Source organism: Sphingomonas sp. NCPPB 2930 (assembly GCF_042867205.1).
GTDB lineage: Bacteria > Pseudomonadota > Alphaproteobacteria > Sphingomonadales > Sphingomonadaceae > Sphingomonas.
Map to the genome: position 1 here is coordinate 245,887 of NZ_JBHZQU010000003.1, position 24,649 is coordinate 270,535.

The window sequence follows — 24,649 nt, forward strand, 5'->3', positions numbered from 1 at the left end:
TTTCAAAAGATCGACGGGGTGGGCGTCAGCCCGGCGCGATCGCTTCCACCGTCATGACGAAGCCGTTCATGTCAGCGCGAGCCCCCGGTCATCGGCCAAGCCTGCATCGTCAGTCGCGCCGATCCGCCCCTTGCGCTCGCGCTCCAGCGAAGCGGGCCGCCACCGCGAAAGAAGCGGTCCGTAATGGTGCGCGTGCCGTCGCCGACGAACACCTCCAGGATCGACTGATCGGCCAGCACGCGCAGCCGAACCCGCTTTCCCTTCAGATCGACCGGCGCGATATGGCGGGTGGCGAAACCGTCATGGAAATGCGGGCCCGAGCGGGTGCGGTCGACGAACACCTCGTCGACGGTCGGATTGACGCCGATCAGCGTCTGGTAACCCTGTTCGTCGGTCAGGGCGATCGTCACCTGCTCCGCCGTGCCGGTGTCGAGATCGAGCGTCAGGTCGGCCGAGCCGCCTGCGATCGGCAGATCGACCGGCGTTTCGCCGAGCGTCGCGGCGAAATCCTGTCGCTCGCCGCGCAGGCTCGCCACCTCGCGCACCGGCGCCTGGGCGATGCGATAACCGGCGGGGGTCTTCTTCAGCGTCACCTCGCGCGGCACGGTCATCAGTCCCCGGGCGGGCCAGGTCGGTATGGCCTCGGCATAGCGCCAGTCATTCGCCCAGCCGATCCAGATGCGGCGCGGGTCATCCTGGGGCAGGTCGTTCCACGACACGGCCGCGTAAAAGTCCGCGCCATAGTCCATCCACTGCGCCTCGCCGGGCCAGCCCGGCACCGGGGTGAAGCGCTTGCCGTCGAAATCGCCGACGAAATACTGCCCGCCCGAACCGCCGCCGACCGCATTGTCGCCGAGATTGATGCCCAGCACCCAGCGCTTCTCGCCCGGCGCCCCGCCTTCGACCGGCAGTTCGAACAGATCGGGGCATTCCCAGTTCTTGCCCCGTCCGCCAGCGGGCCCGAAGCTGCTGGCAAAGGTCCATTGCTTGAGGTCGGGCGAGGTGAACAGCACCGCGCGGTTCTCCAAAGCCATCACCGCCACCATCACCCAACGCTTCGTGGGGGCATGCCAGAACACCTTGGGATCGCGGAACTCGGGCGATCCGACGCTCAGCACCTCGCCATGCACGGTCCAGGTCCGGCCGCGATCGTTGCTATAGGCGACATATTGCGATTGCAGCTTCGCCTTGGGATTATGCCCCGTATAGATGGCGACCAGCGGCGGCTTGCCGTTCCGGCCGAAGCCGGTCGTGTTGTTCCAGTCGACCACCGCGCTGCCCGAAAAGGCCATGACATCGGCGGTCTCGGGGATGGCGATCGGCAGTTCCTGCCAATGGACCAGATCGCGGCTGACCGCATGGCCCCAACTCATATGGCCCCAGCGATCGCCATGCGGATTATACTGGAAGAACAGGTGATACTCGCCGTCATAATAGACGAGGCCGTTGGGATCGTTCATCCAGTTGCGCTGCGGCGCGAAGTGATAGGTAGGGCGCGGATCGGGACGCTGCGCCGACGCGGCGGAGGCCAGCGCGATCCCGGTCATGGCGAGGAGGGCGATGGTCTTCATGCCGCCTGCCCCTTCAGGTTCATGTCTTCGAGTGCGACGCCGTTGGTCTCCGGCATCACGCGCAGCGTCCAGAGCAGTTGCAGCAGCATCATCGCCCCGAAGAATGCGAAGACCCAGCCGCCGACCGCGCTCGCCACGATCGGGAAAAGCCAGGTGATCGCCGCCGCCGCGACCCAGTGGGTGGTGGACCCCAGCGCCTGTCCCTTGCCGCGCACCGCGCTGGGGAAGACTTCCGAGATGAAGACCCAGATCACCGCCCCCTGGCTGATCGCGAAGGCGGCGATGAAGGCGAGCAGGCCGCCCAGGATCAGCGTACCGTTCGGGACGCTGCGCTCGAGCTGCCAACCGACCAGCAGCAGCGCGGCGGCGCACACGACCGACCCGACGATCAGCAGCGGCTTGCGCCCGAACCGATCGATGAAGAACAGGGCGGCGACGGTGAAGAGCAGGTTGGTGCCCCCGACCGCGATCGACTGGAGCAGCGCGCTGTCGGCCCCCGCCCCCGCCAGTTCGAAGATGCGCGGCGCGTAATAGAGCAGCGCGTTGATGCCCGACAGCTGGTTGAACAGCGCGATGGCGATGGCGCAGGCGACCGGGAAGCTGTACGCGCTCTGGAACAGCCGGGCATCGCCCTGCCCCACATCGCGGCGTTCTGCGGCCTCGATCCGCGTCAGTTCGGCCGCAGGGTCCAGGAAGCCGAGGCGCGCCATGACCTGCACCGACTTTGCCTGTTGCCCGTGCACCGCCAGCCAGCGCGGGCTTTCGGGCAGCAGGAAGGTCACGGCCAGGAACAGCGCCGAGGGCACCGCGACGATGCCGAACATCCACCGCCACGCCGCTTCGGGCGGCAGCGCCTGCGCGATCAGATAGTTGCTCAGGAACGCGATCAGGATGCCCAGCACGATGTTGAGCTGGTTCATCGCCACCAGCCGCCCACGGAACTTCGCGGGCGACACTTCGGCGATATAGATCGGCGTCACCACCGATGCCGCGCCGATCGCGAGGCCGCCCAGAAACCGGAACGCGATCAGCATCGGCCAGCTTTGCGCGAGACCAGTGCCCAGCGACGAGATGACATAAGCGATGGCGACCGACAGCATGATCGCCTTTCGCCCATATCGGTCGGCGGGCGCGCCGGTGACCAGCGATCCGATGACGGTCCCGATCAGCGCGGAGGCGACGGTGAACCCCAGCGATGCGTCGGTGAGGGCGAAGCGTTCCTGCAACGCCTGCGTGGCCCCGGAAATGACGGCGGTATCGAACCCGAACAGCAACCCGCCCAGCGCCGCCCCAGCCGCGCTCAGCACGATCGCGATCGTCGCCCGTGCATCGTCCACATCCTGCCGACCGTCCGGCGTGGTGATGCTATGCATCGACCGTCTCCTTGTTCGCGTGAAAGGGTTCGGCCATGCGCCAGTGCATCGGCCATTGGCGTGTCGCGGTGCGATAGGCGAGCGCCAGCGCGCCGGTCAGCCCCGCGGAGGCCCCGGCGGTCGGCGCGGCGACATATTGGTCCATGTCGATCGCCCGCATGCTGGCATCATAGCCCGCGAGCTTCGCGAACAGCGCGGATCGCACCCTCGGGTACATTTGCGGCTGCATCACCCCGCCGCCGACGATGATCCGGTCCGGGCGAACGACATAGGTGAGCGTGGCGCAGAGCGCGGCGATATAGTCCGCCTCGATATCCCATGCCGGATGGTCGGCGGGCAGGCGTTCGGCTGGCATGCCCCAGCGCGCGCGCATCGCCGGACCAGAGGCCAGCCCCTCCAGGCAATCGCCATGAAACGGGCAAATGCCCTCGAACGCGTCGTCTCCCGGCGCGCGCGGCACCATGATATGCCCGGCCTCCGGGTGGTTCGCCCCGCCATGCGGCGCGCCACCGATCAGCAAGCCGACGCCTATCCCCGTACCGATCGTGACATAGCAGAAGCTGTCCAGCCCCTGTCCGCTGCCGAACAGCCGCTCGCCCACCGCCGCGCAGTTCACGTCGGTGTCGAGCGTCATCGGCGCGTCCGTCATCCGGCGCAGATGGCCGAGCAGGTCGACATTTTCCCAACCGGGTTTCGGCGTCGAGGTGATGCTGCCGTAATCGGCCGACAGCGGATTGAGCGAGAGCGGCCCGAAGCTGCCGACCGAAAGGGCCGACAGATCGCCATGGACGCGCTGCGCCTCGCGGAAAAAGGCGCTGGCGGCGCCCAAAGTCTCGGCCGGGGTCGTGGTCGCGATCCGGGTTTCGGCAAGAATCGTCCTATCACGATCGGCGACGGCGCACAGGAACTTGGTACCCCCGGCCTCGATCCCGCCCAGCAGCAGCGGTTCGGTCACCACGAGCAGCCCGCCCGCCTTGTACGCCGAGATACGGTCGCCATCGTCATCCTCCCATCACCTGCCGCTATTGCGGTCGATGCCATTAAATCTACTAGTGTGATTTAGTTGGTCAAGGACAAATTTTGCGACTTTTCAGGGGCTTGCCAAGCAATCGTTTGCCGTTAGCGATACCAGGCACTCCTTGAGCTGTCGTGCTTTCGCAAAGGTCGACTAGCTGCGCTTGAACAAGCTGCTGAGATCAGGCGAATACTGTGCGTGCAGCGGCAACAGTCCTGCGCCGATCGCCGCAGCCTGCCGCCCCAGCGTGCCGATGCGCAGTTCGGGCGCGAAGAAATCAGGTGGGGCATGTTCGGCGAGCTGCCGTTCCACCGCCGCCGCGATGTCGGCCATTTCCTCCGCTGCCAGCGATCCGTCGAGGATGACCGCTTCGAGATCGAGCAGGCTGTTCGCACCCGAGATCGCGAAGGCCAATGCTTCGGTACAGCGCCGTCGCCAGCCCTCCAGTTCGGCCGGCGTCGCCGCGAGATCCCGATCGTATAGCGAGGCATGATGGATCAGCGAATCGCGCCGACCATCGGCCATGACGGGCATCGACGCCAGCGCCCCGGCATTGCCATGCCGCCCCTGCACCACCTGCCCGCCAAGGACCAGGCCACCGCCGACAAAGGTGCCGAGGTTGATCAGAAGATAACTCTGGAGGTCGGCCCCCGCCCCGCACAACAGATGCGCCAGCGCCGCCGCATTACCGTCATTGTCGAAAAAGGTCGGCCAGTGCAGTCCGGCGCGCAGGCGGCTGGCGACATCGCCGCGCCGCCACTCCTCCGCCTGATCCTCGGAAATGCCGAGTTCGTCGCGCCATTCCCCCAGGAACCACGGCATCGCTATGCCAATGCCCAGAAAGGTGCTGGGATCGCGCAGCGACGCCGGCAGTTGCTCGTGCAGGAACCGGTCGATCCGTTCCACAACCAGATCGATGGTCGGAAAGGCGCTGGCATCGCAATGCACCGCCTTTTGCTGCCCGTCGAAGTCCAGCAAGACCAGCGTCATGGCGTTCCGGCCGATTTCCACGCCGACCGTGTAACCCCGCGCGCCGTTGATACGATAGACCGTGGCGGGCTGTCCCATGCCGCCCGTGCGCTTTTCGGCCTGGAACAGCAATCCGTCGTTGTCGAGTTCGTCGATGATGCGGACCACGGCCTGGGGTGACAGTCCCGTCACCCGCGCCAACTCGGCCTTGGATGCACCGTTTAGTCGCCGGATTGCAGACAGGATCAGCCGCTCGTTATACCGCCGCATTCCGCTCGCGTTCGTGCCCTTTCGCACCCCATGCATATGGGCATCCGCTCCTATCGAACCATCGTTATCACCCTGTGATACACGGGATTCGGCGGAAAGTACCGCGTCACGGGCGCATTCATGATGCGGGCGAAGTCAGAGCGTGATGGGCGGCGGCACGTCTATTGCTACAACGCCGGACGCCCCTGCCGGCGGGGATCGGTCGCTTCGGCTACCCCTCGCGCGTCGCGACACCCGCCGTCCGCTCCTTCCCCCCATTGGCCATCGTCGAGCGTCGCGGGATGAGGGTCGGCGCTGCCATCTGGATCGGCTCGCATGGCCGACTGCGGCCCGAGATGAGCAGGTCGAGGAGATGCCGTGTCGCCAGATTGCCGCCCAGCCGGTCGTCGCCGATGGAGGACAGGCTCTTGCCGTCGGTCCGAAGCGCCAGCACGAACGGCACGCCGCGTTTGGCCAGAATGTCGGGCAGATCGTCATCGTCGCGCGCGGTGGCCAGGATCAGCCCATCCACGCCACGCTGCAACAGGGACTCGGCGGCCCATAGCTCGCCCTCGACCTGCTCGTCGGTCGTCGCGACCAGCGCGATACGACCGGTTCGCCCGCATGCCCGGGCGATGGCTTCGTACAGCATCGCCATGACCGTGTCGGTCAGCCTGGGCACGATGACACCGATCGTCATCGTCTGCCCCCGGCGCGGCCGCAACATCGAGGATCATCACCCTGCCCGGCTTGGTGTTGCCATCCATCTTCGCGATACCCCGTTGACGCAGACCGAATTCGGCCGCCTGCTCGTAAGATCTGGCATTCGGCCTGCGTGTCTCTATCGACGGAGCCGCATTGTTGGGCATGCCCGTTCAGGGATCGAGCGGGTCCGCGGGATCGGCGCGCAGCGCCTCACGGGATGGCTTCATGGCGATCGCGGTGAGCGCGATCCGCCCATCAACGGTGGCGGGCTGATAGCCGAGTTCGCGGCGGTTGCGCTCGACAAAGGCCGGGCTGGCGACCGCATCGATATGGGAGGCGTTGCTGACCACGAGCATGTCCCGGTCGAGCGGCGCGCCCATCGCGATCAAGCGGCGCGTGGCGTTGCGGACATTGGTCGTGGTATGCCGCGCATAGGGTTCGACCACGATCGCGTCCGCCGGAATGCCATAGCGTTCGATCAGGGCGCGCCGCATCTCCAGCGCCTCGACATGCGGCGTGTCGCGTGGATGCACGGCACTGCCGCTGACGATCAGAAACGGCGCCGCGCCCTTGGCAAATTGCTCGGCGGCGACGCGCACATTGACCTTCCCCTTGGCGCTGAGCGGCGTTTCCAGGTCATCCGGCCCGACCCCGAGGACCAGGATCGCGGTGTAGCGATAGCGGCTCCACGCCATGGTCCGCGCCCGCCGGATGGCGGCGGCATTGTACCGCTGATCCAGGGGCTCGAAGGCGACGGCCGCATTCTTGTCATTGGCATCGAGCAAGGCGAGCGCCAGCGACAGGCTGATGTCGCCGCCGACCGCCGGATCGCCGCGCTGCGCCCCGGCCATGACGACCGCATCGGCCACCTTGGCCGCAAAGGCTTCGCTCCCGAACGGCGCGTCGGACCCGTCGATCAGCGGATAGCGCGGCAATTTGCCGACGCCGTACACGCGCAATATGTCGTTCAGCCCATCGACCTGCCGCCGCACGTCATCCCCTTGATCCGGGAAGCGCGCGGCGAAGGCTTCCCGCTCCTCGTCACGCAGGATCGCCGCCGCGACCACGCAAGCAGGCGCTCCCGCACAGGCCGCGACGCGCCGATCCCGCGCGTCTCCCGCCAGCGGCCCGTGCAGCGCCGGAAACAGCCGCTCCGCCATCGCCGCCAGCTGGGTATCCCGTACCGCTGGCGCGGCGGCGGGCAGCGGCTGGGCAATGGAGATCGCCAGTGCCACCGCCGCCATCAGCCGCCCCATGGGCCTCACCAAGCCTTGCTGACGACGAAGCGGACGCTGCGCCCGAAGATCGGGCGGCCATAGATCGCATCGCGCGAAGTCTGCCCGTCGAGCTGGTCGGTGCGCGGATTGCCCTCGGTCAGTCCCTTGTTGTTGAAGATATTGTCCCCGACGACCTGGAACTGGAACCCGCCATGGGTCAGCGTCGCGCCGAGCCCGAAGGTATTATAGGCGGGCAGGCCGGTATTGTTGAACAGGTCGACATACCGACGTCCGACGAACTCGTAGCGGCCATAGACCTCCACCTGATCGCCGCCTGCGTCAAAGGCGAAGGTCGGACGGATATTGCCGAACACCTTGGGCTCGCGAATGATCTGCTTGCCGTTGACGGCCGAGGGGTCGGCGCCCGAGCTGTTCTGCAGATTCTTGTACTTGGGTTCCTGATAGGTGAACGATCCGGAGACGAAGAACCATGGCACCGGGGCCAGCGTGCCGTCGACCTCGACGCCCTTGACCTCGGCCTGGCCGATAAAGGGCACCGACTGGTCATTCCGGCCGGTCGTGGGGTTGAACGCCACGAACGAGGCGTTGAACGGATCGAACTTCGTATAGAAGCCCGTCATATAGAAGTAGTTGCGCCCGAAGGATGCCTTCAGCCCAGCCTCATATTGGTCGGCCTGCGTCTTCACCAGCACGGGGTTGATATTATAATAGCTGGCGGACTGCGGCGGCACCTCCAGATGCGACGCACGCAGATAGCCGCCGAAATGGGTGCTGACGTCGTAGTTGATGCCGATCGTCCAGTTGGTCGCGACCGGGCTGTCCTTGCGTGTCTGGCGTCCGCCATCGAAGCTGCGGACGCTGTTGTCGGCGAGCGTGGCGGGATCGCCCAGATTGACCGAGGTCGATGTCAGGCCATAGCCGCTGATATTGTACCATTCATGGCGAATGCCGCCATCGATGCGCAGGCCGGGCGTCACTTCCCAGGTGTCGTTGGCATAGAGCGCATAGACGGTGGAATCGACATCGCCCTGGTTCAGCGTCGTGCCGTAACGCAGCACGCCCTTGTCGGTCACCGAGCCCAGCACGGCCCCGCTCGCCGAATAGGCGACGAGGTCCAGCGTCCGGGGCTGGCCGCGCACCTCCATCAGATAATCCTGATAGACCGCCTTGTTGGTCAGCCCATAGGCCGAGGCATAGCCGCCCAGCCGCACGTCATGCGTGCCGAAGCCCGTCTCGAACTTGCGCGTGACGCTGACATCGCCCTGCCCCGAATAGAAGCTGGAATCGACGCCGCGATACTGGCCCTGCACGACCAGGCCAGACGCGGCATAAGGGTCATAGGCCGTCGCGCCATTGGTCCCCGACAGCGCATAGCCCAGCCGCGCGACCGGCCCGAACGCGGCGGTCGCCGCACTCTGGAAACCATTGGCAAAGCTGTTGGCGTCGACCGGGTTGGAGGTCGAATAGAACGCGTCGAAGCGCAGCTTGCCCTGGGTGTAGCCGGTCTTGGCCGAGAACTGCCAGCCGCCGAATTCGGCGTCATATTGCAGGCCGATATTGCCATATTCCATGTGACGGCCATCGGCCAGATCCCGCGTCTCGCTGCGCACGACCCCGGCAGAGTCGCGGTACTTCAGCGTCACCCCGCGAAAGGCGGGCGAGTTCAGCGTGCCGTGGAAGAAATCAATATAGGGATTGAGCGACACCGACGGATTGCGCGGATCGGCGATCGGGATCGGCAGGTAGAAGCTGTTATGGTCGTTCAGATAGTTGACGCTGATCTTGAGCGTGCCGTTGTCGAGGTCACGCTTGATATTGGCACGGATCTGGCCGCCGCGATCATTGGGAAAGCCATTGTCGCGCTGGCCCCCATCCTGCCGCAGATAGCCACCGATCGCATAATAGGTCCGCTCGCCCAGCGGCCCAGCCTGCATCGCGTCCAGGCGATACAGATCGGTGGTGCCCACCGTCACCTGGACCTTGCCGCGCGTCGTGTCGGTGCCGGTCGCCGTGATCGAGTTGACGATCGCCGCCGCCTGGCTGGCGAAGATCGGCGCCGGGCCGCCGCGCACCACCTCGACCCGCTCGGTCATCAGGTCATAGCGGTTGAGGCTGTCGCCGCGGAAGAAATTGCCGTTGATATCGTGGAACAGCGGCAGGCCGTCCTGCTGGAACACGGCATAGCCGTCATCGGTCGGAATGCCGCGAATGCGCGTGACGTTCTGCACCTCGCCGCCAGTCGCCTCGACCTGGATACCGGGCAGCTTGCCGAGCAGATCGGCGAAGTTCAGCGGGGCAAGTCGCTTCACATCGTCCTGCCCCAGCGAGTTGACCGCATAGGACACGTCGAAGCGCCGCTGCCGCCGCGCCGAACCCGTGACGATCACCTCTTCGCCGGTCGCCGACTGCGCCGCCATATCGCCCTGCGCGGCATCGGTCGCCGCCGTCTCATTGGCTGTCTGCGCACTCGCCAGTTGCGGGGTGACGAGAAGGGCCGCGCTCAGGGCGGTCGCGCGCAGCAGCGCGGCTTTGGCAAAGGTCATGATTTCCCCCGTTTCGGATGAAGTGGCGGCTCCGATGCCCGTTGTTCGCGACAGATTTGTGAAGCTTTTGAGGGAAATGCATCAACCTGGATCAACGCGGCCGTGTCGTGACAGTCAAAATGCCCCCTTCCAGCAACGCATGATGCCCGACCCGCCAGTCCGCCAGGGTCCGTCCGTTCCAGTCCGCGCGGACGACCACGCCATCGCGGGGGCCGATCCGCCGCACCGTCATCCGTCGCCCCTGCCCCAGATCGATGCTCGTGCGCGCAAATGCCGGGACCGTAACCACATACCGGGGCTCCCCCGGCACCAGCGGATACAGCCCCAGCGAGGCGAAGACGTACCAGGCGGTCATCGCCCCGGCATCGTCGTCCATCCCGTCGGCAAATCCCTGCGGCGCCAGCGCAAAGCTGTGGCCGACAAAAGGCTGCGGCAGCTTGCCCGCATTGGTATAGGGATGCGCCATCGGCTGCGTCAGGATCTTGCGGACGAGATCGGCGGTCGCCTGGGGCTGCCCCGCCGCCGCGAACAGCCAGGGGACCTGGATGTCAGGCTCATTGGTCATGTTGAACAGGCCCGCGTCGAAAAAGCGGTGCAACTGCGCCAGCCACTCGGACCGGCCGACCGTCGCCACCATCCAGCCGAGATCGAAGACCGGCGCCCAGCGATATTGCCACAACGTCCCTTGATACAGGCCCCTCGCCTTGACGATATCGCCGTCCGCGCCCGGCGTCTGAAAGACCGAACGCCACATCGGGCGATAGCCATAGGCCTGCGCCGAGAAACGGCGCGCCGTCGCCCCGTCCCCCAGGTCCTGCGCCAGCTGCGCGGTCGCCCAGTCGTCATAGGCGGCCTCGATCTGCTGGTCGGGCGTTTCGCGCTGGAGCGTGGCGCTGTCCGCCACCATGCCGTTAAGGGCGGCCCTGGCGTCGAACCCGGCGATGCCTTTGCGCCGCATGTCGAGCAGCGCGATCCCGGCATGTTCGGTGCGAACCGTCAGGAACGGCTCGTTCATCGTCGCCCATTGCGCCTTGCCGCGCCTATAGAGATCGGCGAGCGACCGGGCGATATCCTGGCTGCGTTCGGGTTGCAGCAGGGCAAGCAGGGGTAGCTGGGTCCGGTAATTGTCCCATAGAGACCAACTCGCATAACGGGTCTGGCCTGCGGCCGACCGGGCAATCGTGCCGTCATTCTCCCGATGGCGACGATCGGGATCGTCGATCGCGACCGGGGTCTGGAACACCCGGAACAGCGAGGTGTAGAACAGCGCGCGTTCGGCACGAGACCCTTCCGGCCTTACCCGCCCGAGCACATTGTTCCAGGCCGCGCGCGTCTCAGTGGCGACCGCCTCGAACCGGCGATTTCCCAATTCCCGCTTGCGAACGAGCGCGGCGCCATCGACGTCGACACTCGACAGGCCCGTCGCCAGTTCCACGACGTCGCCGCGCCGCACATCGAGGTCCAGGGTCGCAAGGCCCTCCTTCACGGTCAGCGTGCGGTGAAGCGGGCGACCGTTCAATGTCACATGGCTGGACGAAAAGAGACGATAGAGCCCTTTATCGCACACCGTCCCCGCCACCATCTCGGCGCGCAGGTCGTCGCTGTCCGCCGTTCGCCATGCGGCGGAGGCCCGCTTGGCATAGCTGTGCCCCGCATCGATCCGCAGCACGACCCGTCCCGGCCGTTGCACCAGAAAGCGCAGCAGCCCCGCCCCCCGAGTCGCAGTGGCCTGTGCCGTGACCCCATCGTTGGACGCGACCTGATAGAAGCCCGCACTCGCGCGCTCGCTGCGCTTGTCCATGACCGCCGGGCCGCTTGTCCCAGCGGGCCGTAACGATACCAGCAGGTCGCCACCCCCGCCACCGCAACCCACCCCGACGCCGCGTGTCAACGAAAAGCCGTGCAGCCGATCCGCCGCGAAATCATAGCCCGCATGGTTGGCGGGATCGGTATCGGGCCCCAGCTGCACCATACCGAATGGCGCCACCGCAGCGGGCGTCAACTGCCCGAAATCGGCCAGCGTCCCGACGAACGGATCGACCAGATCGGCAGGAGCATCGCGCCCGAATGCGGGTGTCGCGGTCATGACCAGCCCAGCCGCAATGATGAATTTCATTCCTTGCTTCCCCGTTCGTCGCTCCGCCGAGCGAAAGGGCCATTCCCTATGCGCCTTTTTTGACGCCGCCATGACCTGCCGATCGGCTATGAGCCCGTTTTAGCGGGGTAAAAGCCCTTTTGCGTTCATGTGGTACTATGGCAAACGTCAGAAGCGGCATGGAGCCCGTTTTGGCCGAACAGAATTCACCATAAGGCGAAGGCTTGGGGCTATTTCCTGCGCACCCCCGGTCTTCGACACCGGGCGCGTGCTGCCCGACCTGCGCCGCCAATCCGTTACCGGGCTGCGCCCGCGATCCAAGCCGCGACCTCCGCTTTAAAAGCGCCAAAGGCGGCGTTCGCGGCCGTCAGGTTCACGCAGAATCTTTTCTCCAGAGCCGGGTTTGCAGCCATGAAAAGAGCGGGGATGTCCTCACGCCGGGGTTGCATCGTACTGTCGCCCGCTTCGATCTCCGTCAGGATGACATGGGCGGCCTGCTCGTCCTCCTCCGTCCACCCGGTCGCCCTCGCCATCTGCTGGGCGCGGAGCTGGCAGATCGCTTGCATCATTTCGACCAGCCCCGCCCGCGCGGTCGCAAGGGGCCAGGCCGCGGCTTCCGCGACATGGCCAAACGCCCGAACCTCGGCATCGCGGTCATCGCCCAGCGCAACGGCGGCGCTGCGTAGATTTCGCCATTCGGCGGAACCAGTCCGACCTTCCCGATGCGCCATGAGCAAAGCCTGCATGACGTTCCGTGCCGCCTCGGGCCATGGCCGGATGGCGTTCAGCATCCAGCAGGCCAGCCGCGTCGCATCATCGGCTCTGGCTGTCACGGGATCGGGCTCCTCCATCCCCAATGCGTGGCGGAGCGTCACCATCGCGGGCACGGTCGTCATGCCGTTCATTCCGCAGCGTCCCCGCGCTTCAACGCGTCCTCGATCATGAGCGCAAGCCGTGTCCGTGTCATGCCACCGACATGGCGGTCGATGACCGCGCCCCCGCGGCGCGTGATCACCGTGGGCACCCCGCGCACGTCGAATTCTTTTGCGAGGTTCGGCGATGTTTCGATATCGATCTTTACCACGACGAGCTCCCCGGCATAATCCTGGGCGATATCCTCGATTGCCGGCGCCATGGCCCTGCACGGCCCGCACCAGGTCGCGCTGAAGACCAAAAGTTGCAGCGCCTCACTCGAGACGGGGTCGGCCGTTTCCGGACGATTTTCATGGCCGGGAAGAATCGTGGTCACGTTAGGCATCTCACTTTCCTGGGAATTTCTGGTTGGGCGCCGAGCGCGACGATCACGACGCGCCGCCGACCATCATCGCATCGATCCGGATCGTCGGCTGGCCGACACCAACGTCGAGATGCTGGCCGTCCTTGCTACAACTGGCGACCCCATCGTCGAGGGCAAGGTCGTGGCCGACCATCGAAATTTGCTTCAAGGCCTCATGCCCCACCCCGATCAGCGTCGCGCCCTCGACCGGGGCGGTGATCCGGCCATTCTCGATGAGCCAGGCCTGCGTCGTTGTGAAGTTGAACCGGCCGCTGACGATATCGACCTGCCCTCCCCCAAAGGCGGTGGCGTAAATGCCGTTCTTGACCGAGGCGATCACATCGTCAGGCGCGTGGCGCCCGGCGAGCAGGAAGGTGTTGGTCATGCGCGGCATCGGCAGATGGGCATAAGATTGCCGACGCCCGTTTCCGCTCGGCCGGGCGTTCATCAGCCCGGCGTTGAGCCGATCCTGCATCAACCCCGTCAGCACGCCATCCTCGATCAACGTCGTGCGCATCGCCACCGAGCCTTCGTCATCGACGCCAAGCGAGCCGATCAGGCCGGGCAGGCCGCCATCGTCGACCACCGTCACGCCCGGCGCCGCGATCCGCTCGCCGATCCGCCCGGTAAAGGCCGACTGATTCTTGCGATGATGATCGCCCTCCAGACCATGGCCGATCGCCTCATGGAACAGGACACCGGGGTAGCCGGGCCCTAGCACGACCGGCATCATGCCCGACGGCGCCGGCCGGGCATCGAGATTGATACACGCCATCTCCACCGCCTGTGCGACGAGCCCGTCGATCCGGGTGTCGCTCACGCCCTCGACCCCATGACGTCCGCCCAGCCCCGTCTGCCCCTGCGCGCGGCGACCTTCTTTTTCCGCGACGATGGTGACGAACAACTGCATTGTCGGCCGAACGTCACCCGCGACACGCCCGTCGAGATCGGCGACGAATATGGTCTGGTCGACGATCCGCAGAAAGGCATCCACCCTGGAGACCCGCGGGTCCGCCGCGCGGGCGACCATGTCGATCCGCTCCAGCAAGGCGATCCACGGGCCGGCGCTGCCCGGCGCGTTCAGCGTGATCGGCGGATAGAGATTATGAACCTGCGGCGTGCCGATCATCGGCACCGCGACCTCACCGCCCTCCCCCCCGTCCAGCGCCCGCACCGCCGCCGCCAGCGTCGCGAGCGCCTCCGCGCCCATGTCCGCCGAATGGGCAAAGGCAACCTGGCCGCCCCGCGCCGCGCGCGCCCCAACTCCTTGTCCGATCTGGTACGATCCGCCCGCGACGCGGCCGTCCTCCAGCCAGAAAGTCCGCGTGCGTTTCGTCTCGAAGAACAGGTCGGCGAGGTCGGTGCGCGCGCTGGCCAACTGGCCCAGCGCGCGGGACAGGTCACCCATGTCCAGCCCGGCGGGCGCCAGAATGCGCGCCATGGCGCTATCTATCGGGGTGCTGGGGGTCATGGCGCTCCTCCAATCTGCATGACATCGATCAGGATGGATCCGGTGGAAAAGGCACCGTGCCGCTCCACATCGTCGCCGACCGCGACGATGCCGGTCAGCATGTCACGCAGATTGCCGCCGACCGTGACGTCGGTGACGGCGTGGACCGGCGAGCCGTCCTCCACCCACGCGCCCGCGACGGCATAGGTCCAGTTGCCGGTCACGGGATCAGCCGCGCCCCCGTTCAGTCGGCGCACGATCAGCCCCCGCCCCATCCGTCGGCACAGGTCCGCGAATGATCCACGCTCGGCCCGACTGGTCAGTGCGAGGTTCCACGGGCCATCGGCATTGCCGGTCGATGCCATGCCCAGCCGCCGCGCCGACCGCGTACCCAGAAACAGCCCCTCGACCGTTCCACCCCGGATGATGGTGCGGCACCGACCCGCAATCCCTTCGCGGTCGAAGCCGCCGCTTGCCGGACCGAAGGGCTCATAGGGGTTCTCGTACATGTCGAGATGGGGCGCTGCGGCGGCCTTGCCCAGCGCATCGGGCAAGAAGGTCGCGCCGCGTAGCTGCGGATGGCCGGACAGAGCGTTGACCAGGCTGCCGATCACCGCGATCGCGGCGCGCGGCTCGAACAGCACGGGTGCCCTCTGCCCCGGCACCGCGCGCGCTCCCAATTGGCCCGCCGCCCGTGCCACCGCGCGCTCGGCCAATAGCTGGGTCGGGATCAGCCGGTCGAAGCGTCGATCGAAGCTGTCGGCGCTGTCGTTGACCGCACCGCCCGCATCGCGGGCCAGCGCCACCAGCCACCGGCCATGGTTGGAATATGTCTGCCCGCGACAGAAACCCGCGCTCGTCGCCAGCGCATGGACGCCCTCGCTGGACGAGACACCTGACGACACGGTTTCCAGCGTCATGCCTGATCCCGACGCGGCGCGGATCAGCGCATCGCCCTCCAGCGCCATCATTCGCAGCCGGGCGATATCGACCCCCGACGGCGCATCGAGCGGCGGCAGCGGCGTATCGACGGCCATGTCGGCCAGGAGAGGCGGCAGCGCGTCGAGGTCCTCGCCGACCAAAGCCGCCATCGCATAGGCCTCGTCCACCGCCTCGGCGATCGCGTGCCGGTCGAGCGCCGCCGTACTAGCCGTTCCGCCCCGCGTCCCCCGATAGACGGTGACGGTAAGCCCCTGCCCCGCATCGCGCAGTGCCGTGTCCGTGGCCCCGGCGCGGGCCGTCACCCGCACGCCCGCCCCGGCGCTCGCCGAGGCGACGGCATGATCCGCCCCGATCCGCCGCGCGATGGCGACCGCCTGTCCGGCAATGTCCTCCATGTCCGCGACATCCGCGGCCAGCAGTCTGGTCATGATCGTGACTCCAGAGGTCCTGCCACCGCGCGACCGTCGGCAATGATCAGCGCATGGTCGTGATAGCGGTGGAGCCGCTCGTCATGGACGACGCTGATGATCGTGACGTCGGCCAGGCGCTGGCCGAGCAGATCGTGGAAATGCTGCGTGTTCGCCGGATCGAGCGCGCTCGTCGCCTCGTCCAGGATCAGCAGATCGGGCTTCTGGAGCAGGATCCGCATCAGCGCGATCCGCTGCTGCTCGCCAGGGGACAATTCCTCGGACCACATGCGCAGGGCGTGCAGGTCATCGGCGAGATGCGACAGATGGACCGTGTCGAGCATGGCGGCAATCTCGGCATCGGCATGATCTTCCGGCGCATCGGGAAAGCAGATCGCTGCCTTCAGCGTGCCGAGCGGCAGATAGAGGCGCTGCGGCACGAACATGGCCGTGCTCCGGTCCGCCAATGCGACCCGGCCCACGCCATCGGGCCACAGCCCGGCGAGTGCGCGCAACAACGTGCTCTTGCCCGCGCCCGACGGCCCACGGATCACCCAGCGTTCGCCCGCGCGCACCTGCCAGTCACCGACATCGACCAGCGGCTCGCCATGCGGGCGGCGGATGACGAGGCCAGCGGTTTCCACCGCGATCGCCGCCGAGGTGCCGACGGTCGCCGTGATGCCTGCCGGACGTTCGTAATCGATCGCATCGTCCAGGGCCTTCAGGCGGTTGATGTACGAAATCTGCGTCGCCATCCGGGGGTAGAGGTGCACGAAGAACCCCAGTTGCGGCACCAGTGCCTGAAAGGCGTCCCGGCCGCCCATGACCTGACCGAAGCTGATCGCACCGGCGAAATAGCGCGGGACGAGGATGAACAGCGGGATGATGGATCCGATCCGATCATACAGGCTGTTGGCGGCGTTGAGGCCGATCAGCGACCGGATGACGGACCGCGAGGTCAGATAGATGTTCTGGAGGGCAGTACGAAGCGAGAGCCGCTCGGCTCCGATGGCATTGGCGAGTCCGATCTGAGGGGCGTTACGGCGGACATGGATCAGGTTCGACCGAAAATCCGCCTCGCGGTGCTGCCACCTCATCATCGCCCGGATATACGGCCTGCCCAGCAGCACCATCACCACGCTGCTCGCCAGCACGTACAGAACCGCATAGACCACCGTGCTACCCGGTATCGCCACATGCCGACCGAACAGCGCGAAGCGGATCGGTGCGGCGGTTTCGAGCAGGATCATGATCGAAGACGCGGCCGACACGACCGCGCTGACCAGGCTCAGCAGGATCGACAAGGTGCCGACCTCGGGATCGGAGACGAATTTCACGTCGTCCGCGATGCGCTGGTCGGGATTGTCGATCATCCGCAGCCGTTCGATTTCGGCATAGCGGTTGCGCGCCAGCCAGCGGTCCAGATAGGTCCGGGTCAGATGGACGCGCCAGCGCAGGCACAATATGCGGCGGACATAGGGCTCGATGGTCTCGAAAGCGACCTGCAACGCCAGGATGCTGATGAACGCGGTGAGCAGCGAGGCAAAGCCCGCAACGTCGCGATTCTCGACACCGTCGAAGAAGCGCTGTTGCCAACGGTTCATCAGCACGAAGAGCCATGCGCCCGCGAACTGGAATGCCAGCAGGACGATCAAGGCGCTCCACGCGAATTTCCAGTCCTTCGACGTCCAGTAATCGCGCAACAGGCCAAAGGCATGCCGCCACCGCTCGCCCGCCGGTTGCGGCCGGGCGAGCCCCGTTTCACGACGGGATTCACCGGATGGAACGGGTTGTGGCAACATCGATCAGCCAGCCTTCATCAACGGAAACGATAACCGACGGTCAGCCGCCATGTGCGCGGTTCGCCGAGTGGGACATAGCTTGTGGTGATCGTCGGACCGTAATTCCGGCGGTCGAACAGGTTGCGGACGCCCAGGTTCAGGTCCAGCTTACCGATCGTAAGGAAGCCGTTGAGATCGGTCTGCACCGACGGGCCCACCCAATATTGCCCGGCCATGTCGATGGCGGCACTCGATCGCCCAAAGACGCCCGCGCCGAGACCCGCCGTCACATCATCGGCCACGCGGTGGCGATAGGAGGCATAGGCGCTGTACTGGTCGCGCGGCTGAAGCACCACCGTGCTCCCGACGTCCGCATTGCCGGGCGTCAGCATGGAATATCCGGTGCGGGTGAACGCGCCGCTGACCATCAGGCCTTTGAGGGGTTCGCCCGAGACGCTGACATCAACACCCTCCGCCAGTTGCGCGGGCAGATTGATGTAATAGAGCCGGTCGAGCGGATCGGGGACCTTGTAGTTGCTCTGGCTCAATCGGAACCAGGACGCATTGAGCAACACGCGCTTGTCGAGCAGATCGAGCTTGATCCCCGTCTCGGCATTGCGCGTCCGCGTGTCGGGCAACAGGTTCCCGCGTCGGTCGTACTGAAAGCTGGCGATGAAACCGAAGGCGAGCTGGCCATAGACCGACACATTGTCCGTCACCGCGACCACCGCGCCATAGCTGGGGGTGACGGCGCCATTGGACGTGTAGCGAGCCGTGGGTCCATCCCGGAAGCTCGATATGGCGTCGGACGATGTCTTGCGCACACTGGCGAGCAAGGCGAGCTTCCAATATTTCACCAGATACTGGGCATAATAGGAGGTCTGCTTGCCGGTGCCGCTGCTCGTCGTGAAGTAATCCCTTGGCAGGGGCGGCAGGGGCGGATCGCCCGCGACGTAATCATAGGGGAACATGTCGCCCGAACCGGTATCGTCTGCGGACGTCTTAAAATTCGTTGCCATCGCGCCGGCGATCAGCTTGTGCTCGACCGGCCCGGTCTTGACCGCAATGCGGGCATAGCCGTCGACCGCGTTGTTGGTGGCGTGCTGCTTCACGCCGCTCGTGCTGACGAGCACCAGGTTCGGGGCGAGCACGACGAAGGGCGAATATTGGCTGATGAACAGGTCGGTATTCTGATGCTGCCAGTGGCCCACGATCGTCAGCCAGCTTCCGACCGTCTGATTGACCTGTGCATCGTAGATGGTGCTCTTGATCTGCGAATACTGGTTCTGCCCACCGATCAGGGGCACTCCGGCCCGGATCGGCACGGGCCGCTTCGTCGTCGTATCGTATAGCGTATAGGGCACCATGCCGAAAATCTGGTTCCCGGTCGTGATGCTGGCGATGATGTCGGTCCCGCCCTTCTTGTAGCGGATCGAAGGGGCGAACAGATAATCCTCATTGCCGCGATAGCCGCCGAAATTATGGTCCGCGGTGGCCGCCGTCGCGATGATACGGGCGCTGAGGCTGTCGTCGGCGGAGATGGACCGGTTCGCATCGACCGTTCCGCGCACCGAACCGAAGGAGCCGACCTCGCTCGACACGTACAGCCGCTCATCGGCGCTCGGTTTCTTGGTGACGATGTTCACCGTCCCGCCCAGGCTGTCACTGCCGAGCAGGATGGCATCGGGCCCCTTCAGGACTTCCAGTCGCTCGACATTGGCGATCGGTTGGGTGCTGCCCGCCGCGAAGCTGCTGTTGGACGGCGTCGGCAGACCGTTGACCGCCCCGCCCGACGAAAGACCGCGCACGGTATAGCCGACGCCGCCCTGCACGGTCGCGGCGTTGACGGTCACACCACCCGCGTTCCGCAGCGCGTCGGGCAGGTTCTGCGCTTGCTGCTCGGCAAGAAGTTTGGCGGACAGGACCTGAACATTGCGCGGCTGATCGCGCAAGGTCTCCCCGGTCCGCGTCGAACTGGTCGCCCCCCGCACCGTCACATTGGTTTCCGCTTCATCGCGATGCGCGATGACGATGATGTCATTGACGACCAGAATGCTGCCGTCACGCTCGTGGCTGACGGCAAGGCGCAGGCCCCGCGTCGCCTGCCTGACCGCCGCCATCGCGTCGCGCGCGCCCTTCACCGACTGGGCGCTCAGCCCGCGCACCGCATCGGGATCGGCGTTGATCGTCACCCCCGTCTGCTCATGAATACGCGCCAGGGCATCCTTCAGCGGCATCGCCGGCACCGTGATGCGCTGGCCTTGCGCCGAGGCGGGCCCCGGCATCCCCCAGGCGGTCATCGGCACCATCGCGATGGCCGCAACCCGAATTTGCAATTTCGCACGACGACTCAGCATGAAAGCCCCCTTCCCCGCGTCGCGGCCACACGTCCCCATGCCCTGTCGGACACCCATTTGAAGCGTTGGCCACGCCACGCTTTACAGCGATGACAGCGAGCCCCACCCTAAGGCGGGACGGTCGATCGTCGATCGTCGTCCAAGACCATCGACGGTTCACTCTGCAGTCGCGAAGTCGGCCGCCGATTGTCACGGGGCTTGCCCGGTGCGATCCTTTCCTTCGTCGGGAAGAAACTGCGCGCAACCACAGGCATCATCAAATTGTATTTGGTTATGCCCCTATAATTCCAGATCGAGCGGCTTGCCGAGCCCCGCCGCCGCGCGTTCCAGCTCGGCGACCAGCCAGCGAATGACAGGCTCCTTGTCGCGATAGGGTTGCCACTGGACGACGAGATCGGTCGATGTGACGGGGAAATCCAGTTCGAGAATGGTGACGGGCAGGAATGCGGCCTGATGCTGCGCGAACCAGTTGCTTGTCGTGACGATCAGATCGGACCCGATCGCCAGCACCGGCAACATCGAATGGAGGCCCGTCCGTATCGCGACGTTACGCCGTGCAAGCGGACTGTCATTCGCAAAGTCGCCGAATATGGCGCGTTCCATGTCCGCGTGGACGCCCGCATGAGACGCTTCGAGATAGGTCTTTTCGCCGACGCGACGGCCCGCCAGCGGATGCGACGCACGCACCAGCGCACTCGGCGCGTGATCGATCAGCCGCGCGGCACATAGATCCTTGTCGACCATTGCCTGCGGAACGACGGCAACATCCACACCCGCATCGAACAGACGCCGGACGGAGCCATGAACGAAAGGCGTCATTTTCAGTTCGATACCCGGTGCCACCGCACGCAGTCGCGGCACGACGCGGCTGAAGAACATCAGTTCCACGACCTCGGGTGCCGTCATGGTGATGGTCCGCCGCGCCGTTGCCGGATCGAAATCCAACGTCAAGTGGAACGTGTCATCGACCTCGCGCAGCAGGCGACCGACCCGTTGGCGCAGCGCATCGCCAAGGGCGGTCAACTGACGACGCTCGCCGAACACGACCAACTCGTCTTTGAATTGATCGCGCAACTGGCGCAGCTTGACGCTCATCGCGGGCTGGCTGATCGCGATGGACTGCGCCGCGGCGGTCAAGGATGGTGAATGGAGCAACGCGTCGAGCGCGTAGAGCAGGTTTATGTTCAGGCGACGCAACCGGGTTCGCCCTTCAGCCAGCGGTGTTGGATCGCCTGAATCCTGCAACTAATGCCCCTATCCCTTGCCCTCCGATGCTACCAGATGACCGCCTCCCAGCGCATTTGGCAAGATTCCTCCTGTCTGCCCGCCAGTTGTCGCAAACAGGATCATCCGGAATAGCCGCAAAGGTGCCGACCTGTGAGACATCATGGCTATTCCCAGCATCAAAGTTGCCGGGGCAGAACGGCACACCCAGGGTTTCGCAAGGCACCGGCTGCTCAGACGACATTCAAATCCGTTACGAATTCGTATCGATCCCCACGATAGACCGAACGGGTGAATTCCACGATGCGGCCATCAGGAATGCGAGTGCAGCGCTCGATCCGCAAGACCTCGGAATTGTGTCGTACATTCAGGATTCCAGCTTCGGTTTGCGTGGCGAGCGAGGCGCGGACGCGCTGCGTGCCGGATGTCGGGCGAAAGCCATGGGTCTCCAACGCCTGATAGAGGGAGTCGCCCAAGGCATCGAGATCGGGCATGAAGATCGCAGGGATCACCGCATGTTCGATCGCCAACGGCTCGTCGCCGACCAGACGGACGCGACCCAGCCGGGCGACGCGGACATTGGGGGCCACCCCCACCGCCGCAGCTTCCTCCTCGGTAGGCAGCGCGTAGGATTTGTAGATCCATACAACGCCGGGATCCTGCCCTCGCGACCGGGTGTCATCGGTAAAGCTATTCAGCTTCGCGCCCGATGCTTCGATCCGCCGCGCGACGAAGGTGCCCGACCCGTGGCGGCTGACCAGCACGCCTTCGTCGATCAACTGCCTTATGCCCTTACGAACGGTGACGCGCGACAGGCCCACCATTTCGCTCAGTTCCCGTTCCGAGGGCAGCGCGCTGCCCGGATCGATCCCCCCGCCGTCGATATGCTCGCGCAGGCTCTGGGCGAGTTGAAGATACAGGGGCGTCGCTTCGTCGCTCCGCGTCCAGGCGATGTCGCGCATCGTCACGCCTCCCGCGCATCCAACGCCTGCAGCACCTCGCGCAGGCTGCCATGATGCGCATCGAGCAGCGCGTCGGCCTCGCCCAGGGAGACCCCCATGGCGACGAGGACGCCACGCCTTATATCGTTGTCTGCCACGTCGAGCGCACGGATCGCCACCTCTGCCTCCACACCGGCCAGTTCCTGGATCATGCGGCGACCGCGTTGCAAGAGTTTCGCGTTGGAAACGCGCATGGCCACCATTCGCCCGCGATAGACAAACCCCAGGCGCAGCATCAGTGCGGTGGACAACAGGTTCAACACCGCCTTTTGCGCGGTGCCCGCCTTCATCCGGGTCGATCCCGCCAGAACTTCGCTGCCCGTATCGGCCAGCACATGATGCTCTGCATGTGCAATCAGCGGAGTCCCCGCATTGTTCGAAATCCCGATCGTCAGCGCACCGAGCGTTCTGGCATGATCGATTGCCGCGACGGTGTAGGGCGTTGAGCCGCTGGCTGCCACGCCGATGACGACATCGGACGGGGTGATAACGCAGCCATCGATATCGGCGCGTGCCGCCTCGGTATTGTCCTCCGCCCCTTCATATGCCTGTGTCAGCGCCCCGTAACCGCCCGCCATCAGGAAGATCAGGCGTTTCATAGGCCAGTTGAACGTGGGGTTCAGCTCCGTCCCGTCCTGCACGGCGAGCCGGCCGGACGTACCTGCCCCGACATAGATCAGGCGCCCCTCATGGCCGAGCCGTGCCGCCGCCGCTTCGGCGGCCCGCGCGATCGCAGCGGTCTGCGACTGGATGGCGGCGATGGCCGCCATCTGGCCTTCCAGCATCGCCTGGACGGCCAATTCCGTCGGCCACTTATCGAGGTCGAGATAGCGTGCGTCGAGCGTTTCGGTTTTCATCATAGCGTCGATCCCGATGGGAGCTTCGATGCGGAGCGGCCTGCGCCCGATGGCGCAGCGCAGACCAGGAACGCCAGGGCGGTTCCTATGCAAAGCTGAAAAGGAAAGGAGAGCCCGCTCAGTTGGTGAGGCAGGCCGACGGCGCGCGCGATGGCAGGTTGCAGGAGGATGATCGCCAGGAAACCGATCAACATGGCGGCGATGGCCGAACCGGTCGTCCCGCGCGTGGTGAACAAGGCGGTGAAATAGACACCCAGCAGCCCCGCATAGCTGAACACCATCACCTGCAGCGCGAACTCCAGCAGGCCCATCGAGCTGTGGCGCTGCCAATAGAAGGAGAGGACGGCCATCAGGAACATCGCGAAGCCGATGATGCCCATGCCTGCGCGCCCGGCCTGGACGAAGTGGTGCTCCTCGACCGGCCCGCGCCGTTCTCGCCAGGGGCGATAGAAATCCTGCACCAGCACCGACGACATCGCATTCAGCGCGGAATTGGTGGTCGCCACCGCCGCCGCGCAGATGCCGATCGTCACCAGGCCGCGCAGGCCGCCGGGCAATTGCGTCAGGATATAGTGCATGAAAATGCTGATCTTCTGCCCCTCAAACTCGCTGGCGGCGGCGGCGCCGGAACCAACCATCAGGTCGGGGCGGTCATAGAACACGTACAGCAACAGGCCGATGACAATGAACATGCCGACGGTCGGCACCGTCGCCAGCACCGACAGATAGAGGCTACGCGTGCCCGTCTTTGCATCCCTGCACGAAAGCAGGCGCTGCGTGGTGTCCTGATCCATGCCCGCATTGGCGATATAGAGCAGTGCAAGCCCGGTAACGATCGCCAGAATCGAGAAGGGCCGCGAGAGGTCCAGGGAGAAATCGAACAGCCGCAGCTTGTCGACGCCCTGCGGGGTATGGGCCAGCGCCTGCAGGATCTGGGCATTGGAGGCCGGGATCGACAGGCGCAGGAACACCAGCACCGCGACCGCCGAGCCGACATAGACGACGAACTGGATCAGGTCGTTCCACAGAACCGACTTCAGACCGCCGACGAAGGTGAACGCGACACTCGCCACGACCAGCGCGGCGGCGGCGATCACGATGCCCTGCACGCCGACGCCGCCCGTGACGACCATCGCCAGCGCGATGGCAGCGAGATATACGCGCGCACCACCGGCAAAGACCCTCCCGACCAGGAACATGCCACCCGCCCAGCGGGTCGCTCGCTCGCTGAACCGCAGGGTCAGCAACTCATAGGCGGTATTCGCGCGGATCGCGTAGAAGCGTGGGATCAGGACATGGGCCACGAAGATCGCCCCGATCAGGCCGCCGCCGATATTGGCGCTGAGATAGGTCAGGTCGCCGTGATAGCCATAGTCCGGCCCACCGAGGAAAGTCGCCGCCGACTGGGTGGCGGACAGGACCGAAAGCGCCGCGAGCCAGGCGGGAACGGTGCCGCCCGCCAAGAAATATTCGCGAGCCGACGCCGTCTGGCGCGGCGTCAATAGCCACCCGCCCGCGACCAGCAGCAGCAGATAGCCAGCGATCACGAGCCAGTCGGCCATGGAGAAGGGCAGCATCATCGAAGCATACTCCGAT

General features: G+C 65.6%; 18 protein-coding genes. All 18 read right to left on the minus strand.

The genetic code is table 11. The annotated features are described in order from the left end of the window. Nucleotides 1-71 precede the first annotated feature (71 nt). Nucleotides 72-1,571, minus strand: a complete 1,500-nt coding sequence (locus ACFX59_RS06145) for a glycoside hydrolase family 32 protein (protein ID WP_387430633.1) — start codon at nucleotides 1,569-1,571, stop codon at nucleotides 72-74. Further along, the gene (locus tag ACFX59_RS06150) at nucleotides 1,568-2,944 is read right to left on the minus strand and encodes a sugar porter family MFS transporter (protein WP_387430635.1); all 1,377 of its coding nucleotides are present in this window, start codon (nucleotides 2,942-2,944) and stop codon (nucleotides 1,568-1,570) included. Before ACFX59_RS06150 ends, ACFX59_RS06145 begins: the two co-directional genes overlap by 4 nt. Further along, nucleotides 2,937-3,899: an ROK family protein gene (locus tag ACFX59_RS06155; RefSeq protein WP_387430637.1), complete on the minus strand. Its 963-nt coding sequence runs from the start codon at nucleotides 3,897-3,899 to the stop codon at nucleotides 2,937-2,939. Before ACFX59_RS06155 ends, ACFX59_RS06150 begins: the two co-directional genes overlap by 8 nt. 213 nt (nucleotides 3,900-4,112) lie before the next feature. Continuing rightward, nucleotides 4,113-5,198, minus strand: a complete 1,086-nt coding sequence (locus tag ACFX59_RS06160) for an ROK family transcriptional regulator (protein WP_387430639.1) — start codon at nucleotides 5,196-5,198, stop codon at nucleotides 4,113-4,115. A gap of 211 nt (nucleotides 5,199-5,409) precedes the next feature. After that, a complete protein-coding gene (locus ACFX59_RS06165) occupies nucleotides 5,410-5,877 on the minus strand; it encodes a hypothetical protein (RefSeq protein ID WP_387430641.1) in 468 nt (155 codons plus the stop codon). A 175-nt stretch (nucleotides 5,878-6,052) separates the two neighbouring features. Next, nucleotides 6,053-7,138, minus strand: a complete 1,086-nt coding sequence (locus tag ACFX59_RS06170) for a YdcF family protein (RefSeq protein WP_387430643.1) — start codon at nucleotides 7,136-7,138, stop codon at nucleotides 6,053-6,055. A gap of 5 nt (nucleotides 7,139-7,143) precedes the next feature. Further along, nucleotides 7,144-9,663 carry a TonB-dependent receptor gene (locus tag ACFX59_RS06175; RefSeq protein ID WP_387430645.1) on the minus strand — a complete coding sequence of 840 codons (2,520 nt, stop codon included), beginning with the start codon at nucleotides 9,661-9,663 and terminating at the stop codon, nucleotides 7,144-7,146. A 91-nt stretch (nucleotides 9,664-9,754) separates the two neighbouring features. Then, nucleotides 9,755-11,779: a glycoside hydrolase domain-containing protein gene (locus ACFX59_RS06180; RefSeq protein ID WP_387430647.1), complete on the minus strand. Its 2,025-nt coding sequence runs from the start codon at nucleotides 11,777-11,779 to the stop codon at nucleotides 9,755-9,757. Between the two features lie 275 nt (nucleotides 11,780-12,054). Continuing rightward, on the minus strand, nucleotides 12,055-12,654 hold the full coding sequence (locus tag ACFX59_RS06185) for a hypothetical protein (RefSeq protein ID WP_387430649.1): 600 nt from the start codon (nucleotides 12,652-12,654) through the stop codon (nucleotides 12,055-12,057). A 5-nt stretch (nucleotides 12,655-12,659) separates the two neighbouring features. Next, nucleotides 12,660-13,007 carry a thioredoxin family protein gene (locus ACFX59_RS06190; RefSeq protein WP_387430651.1) on the minus strand — a complete coding sequence of 116 codons (348 nt, stop codon included), beginning with the start codon at nucleotides 13,005-13,007 and terminating at the stop codon, nucleotides 12,660-12,662. A gap of 52 nt (nucleotides 13,008-13,059) precedes the next feature. Then, nucleotides 13,060-14,475, minus strand: a complete 1,416-nt coding sequence (locus ACFX59_RS06195) for a metallopeptidase TldD-related protein (RefSeq protein WP_387430653.1) — start codon at nucleotides 14,473-14,475, stop codon at nucleotides 13,060-13,062. 26 nt (nucleotides 14,476-14,501) lie between these two features. Beyond that, complete coding sequence (locus tag ACFX59_RS06200) at nucleotides 14,502-15,854, minus strand: TldD/PmbA family protein (protein WP_387430655.1); 1,353 nt, start codon at nucleotides 15,852-15,854, stop codon at nucleotides 14,502-14,504. Beyond that, nucleotides 15,851-17,635: an ABC transporter ATP-binding protein/permease gene (locus ACFX59_RS06205; RefSeq protein ID WP_387430657.1), complete on the minus strand. Its 1,785-nt coding sequence runs from the start codon at nucleotides 17,633-17,635 to the stop codon at nucleotides 15,851-15,853. Before ACFX59_RS06205 ends, ACFX59_RS06200 begins: the two co-directional genes overlap by 4 nt. 17 nt (nucleotides 17,636-17,652) lie before the next feature. Continuing rightward, nucleotides 17,653-19,971 carry a TonB-dependent siderophore receptor gene (locus tag ACFX59_RS06210; RefSeq protein ID WP_387430659.1) on the minus strand — a complete coding sequence of 773 codons (2,319 nt, stop codon included), beginning with the start codon at nucleotides 19,969-19,971 and terminating at the stop codon, nucleotides 17,653-17,655. Between the two features lie 279 nt (nucleotides 19,972-20,250). Beyond that, the gene (locus ACFX59_RS06215) at nucleotides 20,251-21,168 is read right to left on the minus strand and encodes a LysR family transcriptional regulator (protein WP_387430661.1); all 918 of its coding nucleotides are present in this window, start codon (nucleotides 21,166-21,168) and stop codon (nucleotides 20,251-20,253) included. Between the two features lie 260 nt (nucleotides 21,169-21,428). Continuing rightward, complete coding sequence (locus ACFX59_RS06220; RefSeq protein WP_309703130.1) at nucleotides 21,429-22,157, minus strand: GntR family transcriptional regulator; 729 nt, start codon at nucleotides 22,155-22,157, stop codon at nucleotides 21,429-21,431. 2 nt (nucleotides 22,158-22,159) lie between these two features. Beyond that, nucleotides 22,160-23,053 carry an N-acetylmuramic acid 6-phosphate etherase gene (locus ACFX59_RS06225; RefSeq protein WP_387430771.1) on the minus strand — a complete coding sequence of 298 codons (894 nt, stop codon included), beginning with the start codon at nucleotides 23,051-23,053 and terminating at the stop codon, nucleotides 22,160-22,162. Then, on the minus strand, nucleotides 23,053-24,633 hold the full coding sequence (locus tag ACFX59_RS06230; RefSeq protein ID WP_387430663.1) for a sodium:solute symporter: 1,581 nt from the start codon (nucleotides 24,631-24,633) through the stop codon (nucleotides 23,053-23,055). Before ACFX59_RS06230 ends, ACFX59_RS06225 begins: the two co-directional genes overlap by 1 nt. Nucleotides 24,634-24,649 lie beyond the last annotated feature (16 nt).